Annotated in this window: 13 protein-coding genes and 1 pseudogene; 12 read left to right on the plus strand and 2 right to left on the minus strand. The window is 73.3% G+C overall.

The window, feature by feature from the left end; genetic code table 11:
* The first annotated feature begins 45 nt into the window (after nucleotides 1-45).
* The 7 genes from RIM90_RS15090 to RIM90_RS15120 are packed head-to-tail and all read left to right on the plus strand — an operon-like array spanning nucleotide 46 to nucleotide 9,797.
* Nucleotides 46-1,611 (plus strand): ABC transporter substrate-binding protein, encoded by a 1,566-nt coding sequence (locus RIM90_RS15090; protein ID WP_309061208.1) that lies wholly within the window; start codon nucleotides 46-48, stop codon nucleotides 1,609-1,611.
* Nucleotides 1,608-2,576: an ABC transporter permease gene (locus tag RIM90_RS15095; protein WP_309061209.1), complete on the plus strand. Its 969-nt coding sequence runs from the start codon at nucleotides 1,608-1,610 to the stop codon at nucleotides 2,574-2,576. Before RIM90_RS15090 ends, RIM90_RS15095 begins: the two co-directional genes overlap by 4 nt.
* Nucleotides 2,573-3,394, plus strand: coding sequence for an ABC transporter permease subunit (locus RIM90_RS15100; protein WP_309061210.1), 822 nt, complete (start codon nucleotides 2,573-2,575; stop codon nucleotides 3,392-3,394). The genes RIM90_RS15095 and RIM90_RS15100 overlap by 4 nt, the downstream gene beginning before the upstream one ends.
* Nucleotides 3,391-5,007 carry an ATP-binding cassette domain-containing protein gene (locus RIM90_RS15105; RefSeq protein WP_309061211.1) on the plus strand — a complete coding sequence of 539 codons (1,617 nt, stop codon included), beginning with the start codon at nucleotides 3,391-3,393 and terminating at the stop codon, nucleotides 5,005-5,007. Before RIM90_RS15100 ends, RIM90_RS15105 begins: the two co-directional genes overlap by 4 nt.
* On the plus strand, nucleotides 4,985-6,367 hold the full coding sequence (locus RIM90_RS15110; RefSeq protein WP_309061212.1) for a class I SAM-dependent methyltransferase: 1,383 nt from the start codon (nucleotides 4,985-4,987) through the stop codon (nucleotides 6,365-6,367). The genes RIM90_RS15105 and RIM90_RS15110 overlap by 23 nt, the downstream gene beginning before the upstream one ends.
* Nucleotides 6,364-7,785 carry a class I SAM-dependent methyltransferase gene (locus tag RIM90_RS15115; protein ID WP_309061213.1) on the plus strand — a complete coding sequence of 474 codons (1,422 nt, stop codon included), beginning with the start codon at nucleotides 6,364-6,366 and terminating at the stop codon, nucleotides 7,783-7,785. The genes RIM90_RS15110 and RIM90_RS15115 overlap by 4 nt, the downstream gene beginning before the upstream one ends.
* Nucleotides 7,782-9,797, plus strand: a complete 2,016-nt coding sequence (locus RIM90_RS15120; protein ID WP_309061214.1) for a condensation domain-containing protein — start codon at nucleotides 7,782-7,784, stop codon at nucleotides 9,795-9,797. Before RIM90_RS15115 ends, RIM90_RS15120 begins: the two co-directional genes overlap by 4 nt.
* A 44-nt stretch (nucleotides 9,798-9,841) precedes the next feature.
* Here the strand turns inward: RIM90_RS15120 and RIM90_RS15125 are convergent, their stop codons facing one another.
* Complete coding sequence (locus RIM90_RS15125; protein WP_309061215.1) at nucleotides 9,842-10,765, minus strand: NAD(P)/FAD-dependent oxidoreductase; 924 nt, start codon at nucleotides 10,763-10,765, stop codon at nucleotides 9,842-9,844.
* A 93-nt stretch (nucleotides 10,766-10,858) separates the two neighbouring features.
* On the opposite strand from RIM90_RS15125, the gene RIM90_RS15130 reads away from it, so the two are divergent.
* The 4 genes and pseudogenes from RIM90_RS15130 to RIM90_RS15145 all read left to right on the plus strand — a co-directional run bounded on the left by RIM90_RS15130 (nucleotide 10,859) and on the right by RIM90_RS15145 (nucleotide 13,251).
* A complete protein-coding gene (locus tag RIM90_RS15130; RefSeq protein WP_309061216.1) occupies nucleotides 10,859-11,947 on the plus strand; it encodes a saccharopine dehydrogenase NADP-binding domain-containing protein in 1,089 nt (362 codons plus the stop codon).
* A 49-nt stretch (nucleotides 11,948-11,996) separates the two neighbouring features.
* Nucleotides 11,997-12,649 (plus strand): annotated as a pseudogene (locus RIM90_RS15135) (transposase).
* A gap of 28 nt (nucleotides 12,650-12,677) precedes the next feature.
* Nucleotides 12,678-12,941, plus strand: a complete 264-nt coding sequence (locus RIM90_RS15140) for a hypothetical protein (RefSeq protein ID WP_309061217.1) — start codon at nucleotides 12,678-12,680, stop codon at nucleotides 12,939-12,941.
* Between the two features lie 151 nt (nucleotides 12,942-13,092).
* Nucleotides 13,093-13,251 (plus strand): hypothetical protein, encoded by a 159-nt coding sequence (locus tag RIM90_RS15145; RefSeq protein WP_309061218.1) that lies wholly within the window; start codon nucleotides 13,093-13,095, stop codon nucleotides 13,249-13,251.
* Between the two features lie 301 nt (nucleotides 13,252-13,552).
* Here RIM90_RS15145 and RIM90_RS15150 read toward each other — a convergent pair whose 3' ends face one another.
* A complete protein-coding gene (locus RIM90_RS15150) occupies nucleotides 13,553-15,082 on the minus strand; it encodes a hypothetical protein (protein ID WP_309061219.1) in 1,530 nt (509 codons plus the stop codon).
* A 286-nt stretch (nucleotides 15,083-15,368) separates the two neighbouring features.
* On the opposite strand from RIM90_RS15150, the gene RIM90_RS15155 reads away from it, so the two are divergent.
* Nucleotides 15,369-15,893: a hypothetical protein gene (locus tag RIM90_RS15155; RefSeq protein ID WP_309061220.1), complete on the plus strand. Its 525-nt coding sequence runs from the start codon at nucleotides 15,369-15,371 to the stop codon at nucleotides 15,891-15,893.
* Nucleotides 15,894-15,915 lie beyond the last annotated feature (22 nt).

The following is a 15,915-nucleotide window of genomic DNA, read 5'->3' on the forward strand; positions in this document are numbered from 1 at the left end:
CCCGTCAGTCACTTTCGACACCTGAACCTCTCGCGGAAAGCAACCATGCACCAGCACCCGTCACCCCGCAGCTTCCTCTCCCGCAGATCCGCTCTCACCGCCCTCGCGGCGGTCGGCGCCCTGCTGCTGAGCGCCTGCTCCGACACACCCGCCGCCGACACCCCGGCCCCCCGCACCGGCGCGCCCGTCGAGGGCGGCACCCTGCGATACGCCGTCGCGGGATCACCCGCCACCGCCAGTGACGACCCGCACGGCGGCCTCGGCAACGAGTCCGACGTCCTGCGCTTTGCCCTCACGTACGACGTGCTGACCGTCCCCGGGGAGGACGGGAAGACCCGACCGCGGCTCGCCACGTCATGGAAGCCCAACGACGCCATGGACCGCTGGACCCTCACCCTGCGCGAGGACGCCCGCTTCACCGACGGTAACCCGGTGCGCGCCGCCGACGTGCTGTACTCCCTGCGGCGCATCGGCGGCAAGGCCGCCGAGAACTACGGCCGACTCGCCGACTTCGACATGGCGAAGTCCACCGCCCCCGACGAGCACACCGTCGTCCTGGCTACCCGCGCCCCGATGGCCGACGCACCCCGGGCCCTGGAATCCGTCACCTTCGTCGTCCCGGAGGGCACCAAGGACTTTTCCCGTTCCGTCATCGGTTCGGGTCCGTACCGGGTGGAGCGGACCAGCGCCCAGACCACCGTCCTGACCCGCAACGACACGTGGTGGGGAAAGCGCCCGCACCTGGACCGGATCGAGATCCAGGCCGTCGCCGACCCACAGGCACGGGCCAGTGCCGTCGCCTCCGGGCAGGCCGACGTCGCCGGCAGCGTCAGCCCCGCCGCGGTCAAGAGTGCCGGATCTTCGGCGAAGACCCAGGTCGTCCGGCGCGACGGAGTCACCGAGTACCCGTTCGTCATGCGCCTGGACACCGAGCCGTTCGACGACCCCAGGGTCCGTGAGGCGTTCCGCCTCGCCGCCGACCGCAAGGCCCTGGTCGACACCGTGTTCCTGGGCTACGGCAAGGTCGCCAATGACCTGCCCACCCCCTACGACCCCTCGGCCCCCAGGGACCTGCCGCAGCGCACCCGCGACGTGAAGAAGGCCAAGAAGCTGCTGGCCGAGGCGGGCCACGCCGACGGACTGTCCGTCACCCTGCACACCACCACGTCCTACCCCGGGATGGACACCGCAGCCACCCTCTACGCCCAGCAGCTCTCCGACATCGGCGTCGAGGCGGAGGTGAAGGTCGAGCCGGCGGACACCTACTGGACCGCTGTCTACGCCAAGAAGGCGTTCTACACCGGCTACTACGGCGGCATCTCCTTCCCCGACCTCGTCCGCGTCGGACTGCTGTCCGACTCCCCGACCAACGAGACCGCCTGGCGCAGCAAGAGCTTCGACGACGGCTTCGCCCGGGCCATGTCGGCCACCGACGAGGCGCGACGCGAGGAGCTGCTGTCCGGCATCCAGCGCGAGCTGTGGGAGGACGGCGGCTATGTCGTCTGGGGCACCGGCGACGGCCTGGACCTCGCCGCGCCCGGCGTGCGCGGACTGCCCGACGGGCCCGGCTTCCAGCGCATGTTCATCGACCAGGTGTGGATGGCCAAGTGACCCTGCGCACTGCCGGCCGCGCCCTGCGCCCGGCCGGCCGGGCCGCGGTCCTGGCCATCGCCGCCACGGCCGTGGTCTTCACAGCCACCGAACTGCTCCCCGGTGACGCCGGGGAACTGAGGACGGCGGGCCGGGCCGCCCAGGAGGACGTCGCGACGGAGCGGGAACGCCTCGGACTGGACCGGCCGGCCGCGGTGCGCTACCTCGACTGGTTGTACGGCCTGATCCGGGGAGACCTGGGACACTCGCTGGCGGGCGGCAGACCCGTGGTGACGTTGTTCGCCGAGCGGCTGCCCGCCACCGTCGTCCTGGTCGCGGCGGCGCTGGCGGTCACCGCGCTGCTGGCCGCGGCGGCCCTGACCGTCACGTACCTGCGCGGCGGCCGGGGCGGCTCGGCCGCCACCGGACTGGCCGCCGTGCCGCAGCCGGTCCACGCGGCGGTGCTCGGCGCGGTCCTGGCCGGGCTGCTGGGCTGGCTGCCCCCTGTGTCCCTACTGCCGCCCGGCGGATCGCCCCTGGCGGACCCCCGGCTCCTGGTGCTGCCCGCGCTCACCCTGGCGCTGCCCTCGGCCGCGTTCGCCACCGTCCTGCTGCGCGGGGCGCTGGGCGATGTCCTGCGCCGCCCCCACGTGGCCGACGCGCGGTTGCGCGGCCTGCCCGCCCCGCTCGTGCTGCACCGGCACGTCCTTCCCTTCCTGTACGTGCCGGTGCTCCAGGTGACGGCCCTGCTGGTTGGCGGTCTCGTGGCGGGAACCGCCCTGGCGGAGACCCTGTTCGGCTATCCGGGTACCGGGCAGCTGCTGGTGTCCGCCGTCGCGGTGCGGGACGTCCCCGTCATTCAGGCCGCGGCCCTCCTCCCGGCCGTCGTCCTGCTGCTGGGCATGCTCCTGGCCGACCTGGCCGCCCGTCGCACCACGGTGCCGGGGGACCCCGGCCCGTCGGTGGCGGCGGGGAGGACCGTATGACCGGAGCGCCTCGGCCGTTCTTCCCCGGAGCCACCCGCCCTCCGGTGTCCGTGATCGCGGCTCTCGTACTGCTGGTGTGCGTGCCGCTCGGCCGGTATGCCGCCCCGCACCCACCGGAGCGAACGGTCGCCGCCCCCTGGGCGCTGCCCGGCGGACGGTATCCGCTGGGCACCGACGCCCTGGGGCGCGACGTGCTGTCCCGGGTCCTGGCCGGGGGCACTCAGCTCCTGACCGTGTCCCTGCTCGCCGCGCTCGCCGCCGCCGTCTGCGGCACGGGCCTCGGCCTGGCCGCGGGCTGGTCGGGCGACCGTACCGCCCGCACCGTACGGGCTCTGTGCGATCTGCTGCTAGCCGTCCCCGCCCTGGTCCTGGCGCTGGTGCTGGCCACCGCGCTGCCGGGGGCGGCGGCGGTCGTCGTGGCGTCGGTACTCGCGGGAGCCCCGCTGACCGCACGGGTCGTCGCCACGCAGTGCGCGCAGCTGCGCGGCAGCGGGCATGTGCACGCCGCCGTCGAGCGCGGCGAGCGCACACCTGCCGTGCTGCTTTACGAGGTGCTGCCCGCCCTGCGCCGTCTGGTCGCCGCCGACGCCGGGCTCCGGCTCGTCACGGCACTGCAGATCGCCGCGGCCCTCGCCGTGCTCGGCCTGGGGCCTCAGCCCCCGGACCCCGACTGGGCCCTGATGCTCAGCGAGAATCTGCCCGGCGCCGCACTCAACCCCTGGGCGCTGCTGGCGCCGGCGATCCCCCTGGCGGGCTGCGCCTGGGTGTTCGCCGCGGCGGCCCGGACGGCCGCCCGGGCTCCGGGGGAGGGGGCATGACGGTCCATGACCATGAGGAGTCCGTTCCTACCGGTGCCCCGCTGCTGGCGGCCGAGGGCCTGACCGTTCGCCGCGCCCTCGACGGAGCCACCGTCCTGCCGCCGGTCGACGTCCGCGTCGGCCCGGGGCAGGTGCTGGCCGTCACCGGCGCGTCCGGCGCCGGTAAATCCACGCTGCTGCGCGCCCTGCTCGACGTCCTCCCGGACGGACTGCAGCGCGCGTCGGGCACCGTGCGCTGGCGCGGTGTGGCCGTGTCGCCCGGTCGGGCGGCCCGGCGGTGGCGGCGTGCCCGGTGCGGCTGGCTGGCGCAGGACCCCGGCGCGGCCCTCAATCCGCTGTGGTGCGTGGACCGGCTGATCGGTGAGGAGTTCACCGGTGACGCCGCCACCCGCGCCCGGCGGGTCGAGGCCCTGATGCACCGACTGGGCCTTCCGCCCGCGCTCGCCTCCCGGCGAGCGGGGGAACTCTCCGGCGGACAGGCCCAACGGGTCGCCCTGGCGCGGGCCTTGTGCGCCGACCCGGAGCTGCTCGTCCTGGACGAGCCGACCTCGGCACTGGACCGTGCGACGGCCGATCTGGTGGCCGAAGAGGTGCGGTCGCGCCGTGGGATCCCCGGCCGGTGTGTCGTCCTGGTCACGCACGATGCCCGGCTGGCCGCGGAACTGGCCGACCGGACACTGGTGCTCGCCGGTGACGCGCGCCCGGCCTCCGGTGCGGACGCCGCCGTGCGGCACACGACATGTGCGACCGCCGCCGTACGCGGACGGATGACCAGCGCCTCGTGGAAGGAGCCGCTCCGCCCGGCCGCCGATCCCGCGCCACCACAAACCGGGCGCCCGCCCCACACGGCGGCGGACCCTGCCCCGCCCCTGGTGCCCGTGCTGTCGGCGCGGGGCCTGACTCTGCGGAGCCCGGACGGCACACCACTGCTCGACGCCGGGGACCTGGACCTGCCGACGGGCGGCTGGCTGGCCGTCACGGGACGGTCGGGCAGCGGAAAGACGACCCTGCTGCACGCCCTCGTGGGCCGTCGCCCGCCGGCCGCCGGACAACTCCTGCTGCACGGGCGCTCGCTGCCCGCCGGGAGCCGCTTGCGTGACCGGTGGATGCTGCGCGCCGTCCAACTGGCCGGACAGGACACGGTGGCGGAACTCAACCCGGCGCACACCGTCGGCCGAGCGGTGGCCCGGCCGCTGAAGGTGTTCCACGGCACGACCGGAACGGCCGGGCGGGAACGCGTACGGGAACTCCTCGAGGCCGTGGGACTCCCCGCCGACCTGGTCGACCGCAGACCCGCGGCGCTCTCCGGCGGCCAGCGCCGTCGGGTCGTCCTCGCCCGGGCGCTCGCCGCCGGGCCTGACGTGCTGCTGTTGGACGAGCCCACTGCGGGCCTGGACCCGGATTCGGCACGACTCATCCTCGACCTGCTGGACCGGCTGCGGGAAGACGGCCCCGCCGTCCTGACCGTCACGCACGACGCCGACACGGCCGCCCGCGCCGACCGTGTCCTCCACCTGACCGGCCGCTGCCTGACCCCACGGCCGCACACGATCCCCGACCACACCCCCGACGGGAGAACGGAGCACTCCGGTGTCCGACCACACGACGGCTGAACACACCGGCCGGATCGCGAACCTGCTGGCCGCCCATCCCTGGGTGGCCCGGGCCCACCCCGCACCCGACGGCGGCGTCCGGGTCGTCCCGCACCCGGACGCTGTGACCGCCGTACCCGAGCCGGGCCCCTTGATGCGCGAGCACCTCGAGCAGTGGGCCGAGGTCTACGAGTGGACGTACGAGACGGCCGAAGGCCGGCACGCCAACGACCTCGACCTGTCCGGGTGGCGGGCCTCCGACACCGGAGCACCGCTGCCCGAAGCCCACATGCGGGACTGGGTGGACCGCACCGTGGATCTCGTCCTGGCCCAGCGCCCGAGGAGGCTCCTGGAACTCGGCTGCGGCACCGGCCTGCTCGCCCACCGCCTGCACCCGCACCTGGACGGGTATGTCGGCACCGACGTCGCCCAGGTCGCGGTGGACCGCCTCACCATCGCCGGCCTGCCCCGCACCGCGTTCGTCCGGGCCGCCGCCCACGAGACGGCCGCGCCTCGGGTACGGGACGCCATGAACACCGCTTTCGGCCCCGGTGCGCGTCCCGACTGCGTGCTGTTCAACTCGGTCACCCAGTGCTTCCCCGACCTGGCCTACCTGACCACCGTCCTGCACGGGGCGCTGTCGGCGGTCGAGGACGGCGGCACCGTGATCGTAGGAGACATCCGGCACTCCGGCCTGCTGCTCGACCACTTCGGACGGCTGGAACGGGCCCGCGACCCCGAGGCGGACGGCACGACGATCGCCGCGAGGGCCGCGGCCGCCGCCGAGGCGGACGAGGAACTGTCCTTCACCCCGGCAGCCGTCGCCGCGGCGGTCGCGGCCCAATCCCGCCCGGTCCGCATGAGCGTGCACGCCCGCACCATGACCGAGGACACCGAACTCACCCGCTACCGCTACGACATCGTCCTGCGCGTCGGCCCGCACACCGACGGACCGGGGACCCGGCACGTGCGCCGGACGCCCTGGGACGGACACGGGGGGAGCGACGTCCCAGAAGCGCTGCGCGACGCGCTCGCCAACGGTCCCGTCATCGTCCACGGCATCCCCAACGCCCTGCTCCACGACGCCCCCGGGGCGGTGACCCCGTACGCCCTGCGCGAGGCACTGCAGGGAGCGGACGCCGCCGTACTGCTTGACGCCGCCGACCCGCGCGCGCTGGCCGTGGCGGCTCCCGCGGACTGCGCGCCCGCCGCGGCCGAGGACCTTCCGGCGCCCTCCGGCCCGGTCGCCCACGAGCCGTTCCCCCTGTTCGTCCGGCGCCGTCTGCCCGAAGTGCTGCGCGACCACCTGCGCCGGGCCGGGCAGGACACCGTGCCACCGGCGATCACCGTGGTGGACGTCATCGAGGACGGCCACGCGTGAACGACGCACTCACCGACAAGACCTTCACCGGGCTGCCCGGCGTGACGGACTGGCAGCTGGTGCGCGGCGGTGGGCAGGACACCCTGCTGGTGACGGGTCCGCCTCCGGCGGCGCGGGCGTCATCCGGCCCCGGCCGGGACGACGCCCGCGCCACCGGCCGGGCCGCGGACACCGGTGACGCCGCCGTCCGCGGTACCGACCTGGCCGTTCTCCCGGCACTGATGCGGCAGCTCGACGAGACGGCGCTGCTGACGATGGCCCGGGTACTGGACCGGACCCGCCTGTTCCGCGGCAATGGCCAGCCCCGCACCGACGAGATTTTTGAAACCCTGGCGGTCGCACCCCGGCACGCGTGGATCGTACGGCGTTGGCTGCACACCCTGACCGCGGAGGCCCGGCTCCACCTGGACGCGGCGACGGGCCGTTACCACTCCCTCGCGGTGCCGGACCGCCGCGACCACGCCCGGGCGCTGCGCGAGCTGGACGGCGCCTGCACGGGTCTGGGCTACCCGGCGTCCATGACCCGCTTCTTCCGGGCCGCGGCCGAACGGCTCCCGCTGCTGCTCCAGGACCGCACGTCCCTGCAGGAGGTCCTCTTCCCCGACGGGCAGACGAACACCGCGCAGGGCAACTACCGTGACAGCGTCCCCAGCCGCTGGGCCAACCATGCCGCCGCGTCCCTGATCGCCGGCGAGTCCCGTCGCCGGACGGCGCCGGCTCCTTTGCGCGTCCTCGAGGCGGGCGCCGGCGTGGGCGGCACCACCGGCACCGTCCTGGAGGCGCTCGGCGACACGCCCGTCGACTACCTGTTCACGGACGTCTCCCCGTTCTTCCTGCGGACGGCCAGGGACGTCTTCGGTGACCACCCCGGACTGCGGCACGCCCTGTTCGACATCCAGACTGACCCGCTCGAGCAGGGTCTGGAGCCGGAATCCCAGGACGTCGTCCTGGCGGCGAACGTCCTGCACAACGCACGGCACGTCGGACGCTGCCTGGCGGCCCTGCGGGAACTGCTGGCACCCGGCGGGCTGCTGGTCCTGGTCGAGTCGTGCCAGGAGCACTACCAGGCGCTCACCTCCATGTACCTGCTGATGTCGCCCGCACCCGGCGAACAGGAGTGGTTCACGGACCTTCGGGCCGGCCAGGACCGGGTCTTCCTCACCGCTGGGGAATGGGCACGGCAACTGGACGCGGCGGGCTTCGACCCGCTGCCCGTCCTGCCGCACGAGGAGCATCCCCTCGCCGCGGCGGGCCAGCGCGTCATCTCCGGCCGTGTCAGGTCACACCGGGCCCGCCCGGACCCCGGCCGCGTCCGCGCCGCGCTCGCCGGCCGTCTGCCCCCTGCCCTGCCCCTGCCACGGATTCACACCGTGGACGACATCATCCGCCCCGCCAACCCGACTGGAGCCCCCTGTTGACACCCGCATCCGCAGCCGAACACACCGCCGAGCGGACCTCGGCCGACCTGGTCGACGCCGTCCGCGCCGTGTGGGCCGACGCCCTGGAGACCGATCTGGCCGCCGTACCGGCGGACGCCAGCTTCCTGAGCCTGGGCGGCGACTCCGTTCTGGCCGTCCGCATGGCCGCCATGCTCCGCAAACGGCTGGGCACCCCGCTGGCGCTGGCGGACGTCCGCGTCGAACAGAGCGCCGCGCAGCTCGCCGCCCTCGTCCACGAACGCAGTACCGGATCCGGGACGGGTGCCCTGCGCCCACTGCCCCTGGACCTGCGCCGACGTGAGGACCCGGACGCACCGTTCCCGCTCCTGCCGCTCCAGCAGGGCTACTTCGTGGGCCAGCAGGACGCCTGGGAGCTGTCCTACCGCTCCGCACACCACTACGTGGACATCGGGCTGGAGGACATCGACGCCGACGAAGCCCCCGAGGCGCTGCAGGACGCATTGGAAAGACTGGCCGAGCACCAGGCCGTCCTGCGGGCACGCATCCTGCCCGACGGCCGGCAGCGCATCCTGCCCCTGGACGATCCGGAGGCGGTACCGCAGCTTCAGGTCACCGACCTGCGCGACGCCGACGAGGAAACGGCCGCCGCCCGGCTCGCGGAGATACGCCATGAGATGAGCACCGAGGGCCCCGACCCGTCCCGGGGCTGCGGTTTGGACATGCGCCTGACGCTGATGCCCGGCGACCGCGCCCGGCTGCACTCCTCGACCAGTCTGCTGATCATCGACGGCTGGTCCTCCGGCGTCTTCTACCGCGACCTGTTCGCCCTGGTCTCCGACTACAACGCCGTCCTCGCGCCCCTGGACATCGACTACGGCGACTACGTGACGACCCTGCGGGACCTGCCCGAAACCGAGGCGTGGCAGCAGGACCGCGACTGGTGGTGGGACCGCCTCGACGACTTCCCGCTGCCGCCGGCCCTGCCGCTGGTGGCCGACCCCGCCGAGGTGCGCCCCACCCTGATGGGCACCCGGCAGGCGGTGCTCGACCCGCAGCGCTGGTCGGAGCTGCGCCGGCTGTGCACCGAGCACGGGGTGACCCCGTCCGCGGCGATGTTCGCCGCCTTCGCCGCCGCCGTCGCCCGGGCCTGCGGCCACCGCCGCTTCCTGCTCAACACCCTCCAGCTGAACCGGCTCCCGCTCCATCCCGACGTGTCCCGCCTGGTGGGAGCCTTTTCGTCCACCATGCTCCTGCCGGTCGACCTGCCGGCGGCCCCCGTCTTCGCCGACCTCGCCGGCCGCGCGCAGCAGGACATCGGCGACGCGCTCGCCCACAACCTGATCACCGGCGTGGAGGTCTCCCGCGAACTGGGCCGCCGCCGGGGCACCCACCGCCCGGTGGCACCCGTCGTCTTCCAGTCCACCCTGGGCGTGGACGCGGCGCTGGGCAGCGAGGTGCCCCAGGAGGCCGGGCCGCTGGGCGCGATCGACCTGCTGAGCCACCATCAGCAGCTGCGAACGCCCCAGGTGGCCCTGGAGGTGCGGCTGTTCGAGCTGCGCGGCGAGCTGGTGGTCGTCTTCTCGCTGGTGGAGGAGCTGTTCGCGGCGGCGGACGTCGACCGGATGTTCGCCGATCTCATGGCGACCGTGGAATCGCTGGTCGAACCGGGCGGCTGGACCGCCGTGCTCGAACTGCCCGACGCGGTCGACGGTGAGCAGGCCGGGCCGGCCCGGCAGGCATCCGGCCGGCGCCTGTCCGTACCCGCGGCGGCGGTCGGCGGAACGGAACCGGGACCGCCCCGGGACGACACGGAACGAGCCGTCGCGGCGCACTGGCGGAAGCTGCTGGACTGCCCGGTGGAGGAGCGCACCGCCGACTTCTTCGCGCTCGGCGGTGACTCGCTGCTCGCGGTGCGGATGCTCGGGTCGCTCGCGCGGGAGGGACTGGGACGGGTGACGCCCCGCCGCTTCCTCTGGCAGCCCACGGTGGCCGGACTCGCTGCCGCTCTTCGCGAACCGGGCGACCGATGAGAAGGGTGCGGCGGGGGCGGAACCGCCCCCGCCGCACCTCGGTCTCAGCCGCCCAGGCCGGCGTCCTCGCGGAAGAGCTCCTGGTCGAGCCAGACCGCGGCACGGGCTCCGTCGGCGGCACCGGTGATCACGAAGGTGAGGGCGTCCGGCAGGGCCTCCAGCCGGGCGGTGTCACCGGCCGCGTACACACCGGGTACGGAGGTGCGCTGGAACTCGTCCACCCGCACGCAGCCGTCCGGGAGGACCGCGCATCCCAACCGCTCGGCCAGCGGGGAGTGCTGACGGGTGGGCGCCCGGTGGTAGACGCCCTGCCGTTCGAGCACCCGCCCGTCGGCGAGGACCAGGCGGACGGCCCCTTCCTCGCCCTCGAAGCGGGTCACGGCCGTCTCCTCCACGGCGATCCCGGCCTCGGCGAGACGGCCCGCGGCCTGCTCGGGCACCGGGTGACCGTTGGTGCACACGATCACATCCTCGCTGAACCGGTCGGCCACGTAGAGGGCCTGCATGACCTGCGGCAGTTCGTGCCCCAAGACGGCCAGGCTCATCCCGCTGGTCTCCCAGCCGTGGCAGAACGGGCAGTGGTACACCCCTCGGCCGAACAGCGCGGACAGGCCCTCCACCTGTTCGTCGAGCACGTCGACCTGCCCCGTGGCGAGGACCAGCTTCCGGGTCCGCTCCACGGTGCCGTCGGCCAGCGTCAGGGTGAACCCCTGCGGTTCGGGCGCGGCGGCGGTGACGGTTGCCTCGCGTACGGTCACGTTCGGGTAGGCGGTGAGCTGCTCCCGGCCTATACGGCGCAGCTCGGCGGGCGGGAAGCCGTCCCGGCTGAGGAACATGTGCATCTGCGCCGCGGGTGCGTTGCGCGGGCGACCCGAGTCCAGCAGGAGGACCCGCCTGCGCTGACGCCCCGACACCAGCGCCGCATTGAGGCCGGCGGGCCCCCCGCCCACCACGATCACGTCGTACATCGTCGTCACTTCTTCCCTGGCCCGTCCAATAATGACTACGATAATAATTATCATTTTCATCAACTGGGTTAGTGGGAAATGGGAGGAAGACCGGTGCAACACCTGGCGGCCATCGGCGTCCTAGGCGGTTACGGAGCAGTCGGCAGCGCGGTCGTACGGCGGCTCCACCGGGCGGGCGTCCACCCGCTGCTGGTAGCCGGCCGCGATCGGGGCCGGGCGGAAGCGCTGATAGCCGGCCTCCCGGAAGGCGGCCCGGACGTGGGCGCCCTGACGGTGGACCTGACCGACCCCGACTCGCTGGATCGCTTCACAGCGGATTGCCGACTCGTCATCAACTGCGCGGGACCTTCGTACCGCGTCCTCGACGCGGTCGCCCAGGCCGCGCTGCGAGGCGGCGCGGACTACGTCGACGCGGCCGGTGACGACCCGGTCCACAACCTGCTGTCCACCGACGGAGGCGCCGAGCGATGGGTCACGGCCGGACGCGCGGCCGTGCTGTCCGCCGGCGCGCTGCCGGGCCTGTCCTCGCTGCTGCCCCGCGCACTGGCCGCCCGCGCCACCGTTCCCGTCGCGCTGGACGCCTACGTCGGCGGTGTCGCGCCGCTCACCCCGGCCGCCGCCGGTGACGTGCTGCTCGGCCGTGGACCGGAGCACGGCACGCCGGCGGCCGCCTGGCACGGGGGCCGGATGCGGAAGCGTGCACTGGCCCCCCGCCGAGGGGTGCGACTCGACGCCTTCCCCACACCCGTCGACGCCTTCCCCTTCCTGTCCACTGAGGCCGTCCGGCTGGCCCGGGCCACGGACATCGGCCAGGTGCGCTGGTACACCGTCTTCGGCGGTGGACGCCTGGCCGAGGAGCTGGCCATGGCATGGGCACTGGAGAGCACAAAGACCGCTGACTTGGTCGCGGCGGCCGACGAGGACGTGCGGCGCCACGGGGCCTGGTACGGACAGGAGTTCCACCTCTGGGACGGAGCGACGGACGGCCCGCCCACCGCGAGGCTCGTCCTGCGCGCCCCGGACTCCTACGAGCTGAGCGGGTTCCTCGCTGCCGCCGCCGCTCTCCAGGCGCTCGACGGGTCGGTCGCTCCCGGTGTGCACTTCGCCGCGGACGTGCTCGACCCCATGCGGGTCACCGAGGAACTGGCCGCCGATGACGCGGCGGAGCTCAAGACACTGTAAGAGGGCATCTGATCTAGGTAGTTGGTGTTCTGGGATGTTTGTGTGACCGATGGCCCTGGCGGTCGTTGCACGGTGTGTGAGTGTTTGCCGTCCGTACCGCAGTGATGTGTCCGATGCCCGCTGGGCTCTGATCGAGCCGGTCTTCACCGCCTGGCGGGCGAGACGAACAGGTCCGGGTACGGCCCGACAGCGGCCGTGGTCGACGCCCAGAGCGTGAAGACCTCGGCAAACGTCGCCGGGACCAGCCAGGGCATCGATGTCGGCAAGAAGATCAAAGGACGCAAACGGCACCTGGTCACGGACACGCTCGGTCTCGTGCTGGCCGTCCTCATCACCGCCGCGAACGTGCACGACACCACCGGCGGCAAGCTCCTGCTCGACGACGTGGCCGCGAACTATCCCGGAGTGACCAAGGCCTGGGCCGCTGACGGATACCAGAACAGCATCTTCAACCACGGCGCCCTGCTCGGCATCGACGTGGAGGTGGTGCAGCGGCCCCGGGCGAAGGGGTTCGAGCCGCTGCCGAAGCGGTGGGTGATCGAGCGGACCTTCGGCTGGCTGATGCAGCACCGCCGCCTGGCACGAGACTACGAAGCCCTGCCCCAGAGATCCCGAACGATGATCCACTGGGCGATGGCTGACAAAATGTCCCGCGAACTGACCGGAGAATCCGCACCACCTGGCGAATCGAAACGGACATGACCGCCGCAACAGCCTGAACAGTGACCAGATGCCCTCTAAGGCGAAGGTCGACAACACCGTGAGGGTGCTCGAGGAAGCCGGCCGCGGTTTCCGGGCGCCGCGCCGGTACGAGACGTACTGCCGCGAGGCGACCACGGCGAAGGACGACAGCCAGGCCGCGCCGGTCGTCTTCACCACCCTGGAGCTGCTGACGGAGCGCGGCGCGGACGCGGCGGTGTGGCGGCGCCTGGGGCGCGCGGAGGAACAGACACCGACCGTCGCGCTCGGCAATCCCGACGGCGACGCTCTCTAGCGCCGCCAGGCCGCCCGCGCCGAAGCGGAAGAAGAACGGTGCAGGGCGGCTGCGCGGGAGGCGCGGCGGCCGGTGCGCCAACAGTGCGGGCAGAAGTTCACCGACCAGCAGTGGGAGGAGACCACCCTGCACAGTCTCGTGCCGAAGGCCGGTGACCTGGTCCGTGTGCGGTCCCTGCCACGCCGACGACATCGCCCGGCAGAAAGCCGCCGCCGCGCGCGAGCAGGCCGCCATGCAGCCGGCTTCGGAGGGCGACCGCGGCCAGGAGCCGGGCAAGCCCCGTCGTGCCTTGTTCCGCTGCCGCATCTGACCACACACGGCGACGCCGTCCCTCCCGCTGGACACGGGGAGAGGCGGCGTCGGCGAGCAGCGGCCCGGGTCAGGCCGGGGCAGTCTGCTTCGCCAGCGCGTCGAGCGGGGAGCGCAGTCGACCTCGGGGTGAGCGGCGGGCAGTGCGTCGACATCGGTGGACCGGCAGAGCGCGTCGTCGACGGCTCCGGCCCGGCTCGTGCCGAACAAGACTGCACGAACACCTCGGACGCCCGCCGGAGCCGCTCACCTTCGACATGATCCGCCGGGCCGCCGAGGAAGCCCGCCGCGCCGCGCGCCGACTACCGGCCGTCGCGGGTCACCGTGCTCGACGCCTTGACCGTCTCCACCACAAGCCAGTGCTCCGAGCGGTAGTGGACTTCGTCACCCGCGTAGCCGAGCACGTAGTGGACGTCCCCGACCCGGTCCGGCAGGACGTCCTCCAGGACGAACGTTCCGTCCTCGGCGACCGGAACCGACGGCAGGTCGGCGACCTCCAGGCCGTTCAGTCGCTGCACCGTGATCCGCGGCGCCTCGGTGGGTGCCAGTCCGTCCAGGTCCAGTCGTCCGGTCACCCTGAACGGCCCCCCGGCGACGGCCGGGCCGTGCGTCACATCCACGATGCGCGACGGAGCCAAGGCCTCCCGGGTCTGGATCGTGTGCAGCCAGAACCTGGTGCCCTCCTGGTTGGAGGTCACGACGAAGAGCTGTTGTCCGTCCCCGGAGAACTCCATGCCCCGCGGGACGACGCGGTGGCCCGCGGCCTCGTCCTCGAAGCTGATGCGCAGCGGCTGCCGCTCGACCGACGGGTCGGCGAACGCCAGGGTCAGGTCGGCGGCATCGCCCGACGCCGCGCCGCCCTGGGCGAACCACTTGCCGTCGGGACTGAAGGCGACGGCCGTGGGCGCCACGCCCTCCGGCAGCGGTGCGTAGTGGTTCTCAAGGAAGCGGGCGTCCTGGCCGCCGAGCAGCACGGTCCCCCGGACCCCGTCGGCCACCGCGAGGACGGAGCCGTCCGCGGAGAAGTCGGCGTCCCGGAAGTCCATGCCCCGATCCGTACCGTCCTCGGTGAACCGGCGCTCGCCCAGGAACTCCAGCAGGTTCCCGTCCGCCCCGTCCGTCACCCGGTAGATCCCCAGGTCGGGGTCGGCGGTCGGGGACCAGCGCTCCGGAGCGGTCACCAGTAGACCTCCGGGCCCTCCCTCGAGATGGATCGGGGTGCTCGAGTACATGACCTCCCCGGCCTTGCCGCCCTCGGCCGTCGCGGCGACGCCGACACTGCCCAGCGCGTCGGCGCAGCCCTCGGGCGACGCGGCCGGCCGGCTGGTGAAGAACAGCCGCCCGCCGGTGTGCACCAGCTCCCGCCCACAGCCGTCGGCCGGTGCCGGAATCGGGTCGAGGGGGTACAAGGACCCGCTGTAGTGGGAGTAGGTCGCGATGTGGTCCGACTGCCCGGCATAGACCTTCGAGCCGTCCGGCTCCACCGCGACGCCGGACAGGGGGGCGGCCATGTGGGCGCTCGCGACGGCGCGCCCGACGCCCCCGTAGAGCACGCCGACCACCTCGCCGTCCCGCGACCCGTCCGGATAGACCCGGTCCCCGGCGATCCACACGCGCTGGCCGACGTCGTCCACCGTCATCTGGGTGAACGACGCGGCCGACAGCTCCATGCCCGGACCCGACGGCACCACGGCCGCCGCGGCGGTGTCCGGGGCGGCGGCCCCCGGGGTCGCGGACGCGGTACCGGTGACCGCCGTCAGCGCCGACCCGGCCAGCGCGCCCGCCAGCAGCACCGTCGTCAGCCTGCTGCCTCTTCCTAATGTGTTCCTCAACGCTGGTCCCACCCCTGATGTCGGCGCGCCACCGCGGATCGGGTGGCGCTCGTGTGGATATGAAAGCGCCCACAACAAGTCGAGACGAGCCATTTGTTGTCATCGCCGTGTCACAGTGGCGTCCGAGGAGTACATCGCGCGCTCGCTGCCTTGACTGACTGTGCACTCTTCCGCATTTCGTCAGCCGTTGTGTCGCTTTTCATCGGTTGACCAAGCGAGGCCGCGGAACAGCTCGACCACATCTACTCAGTTCGCGGCCGCCGTCCTCTCCGCTGTCGCCCTGGTCGTGGCCGTGTCCCTGGTCGGCGGCGCGTTGTGCAACGCCGCCGCGCAGGCCGCCGCCCGCCTCGGCCCGAGGACCTCCCGTGAGGCGGATCTGCGCCTCCTGCGGTCCGCCGCCGACGTCGGACTGATCGCCTACGAGCATCCCGGCTTCGAAGACCGCCTCGATGCCGCCGGGAAGGGCGCGGAGTCCGCCCGCGATCTGGTCGCCGGCGCCCAGGCCGCGATCTCCGTCCTCGCCCAGCTCGCCGCCGTCACCGCGGTCGTCACTACCCTCGACCCGCTGCTGATGCTCCTGGTCCTCGTCACCGCCGTCCCTCGCGCGTACGCGTCGCTGCGCGCTGCCCGCATCGAGCACGCCGCCCAGACCGCGGCCCGCGCAGACAACCGGATGCGGACCAAGCCGCGCGGCCACAGCACCGACCGCGGCACCGCAGCCGAGACCCGCGCCGCCGACATGGGCGGCTTCCTGTCCGACCGCTACCGGCAGGTCTCCGACCGCCTAGGACTTGTCCGGGCGATCATGTGACTATTTCACATCCGTGTCGTTG

The organism is Streptomyces sp., from assembly GCF_031181555.1.
Taxonomy (GTDB): Bacteria; Actinomycetota; Actinomycetes; order Streptomycetales; family Streptomycetaceae; genus Streptomyces; species Streptomyces fimbriatus.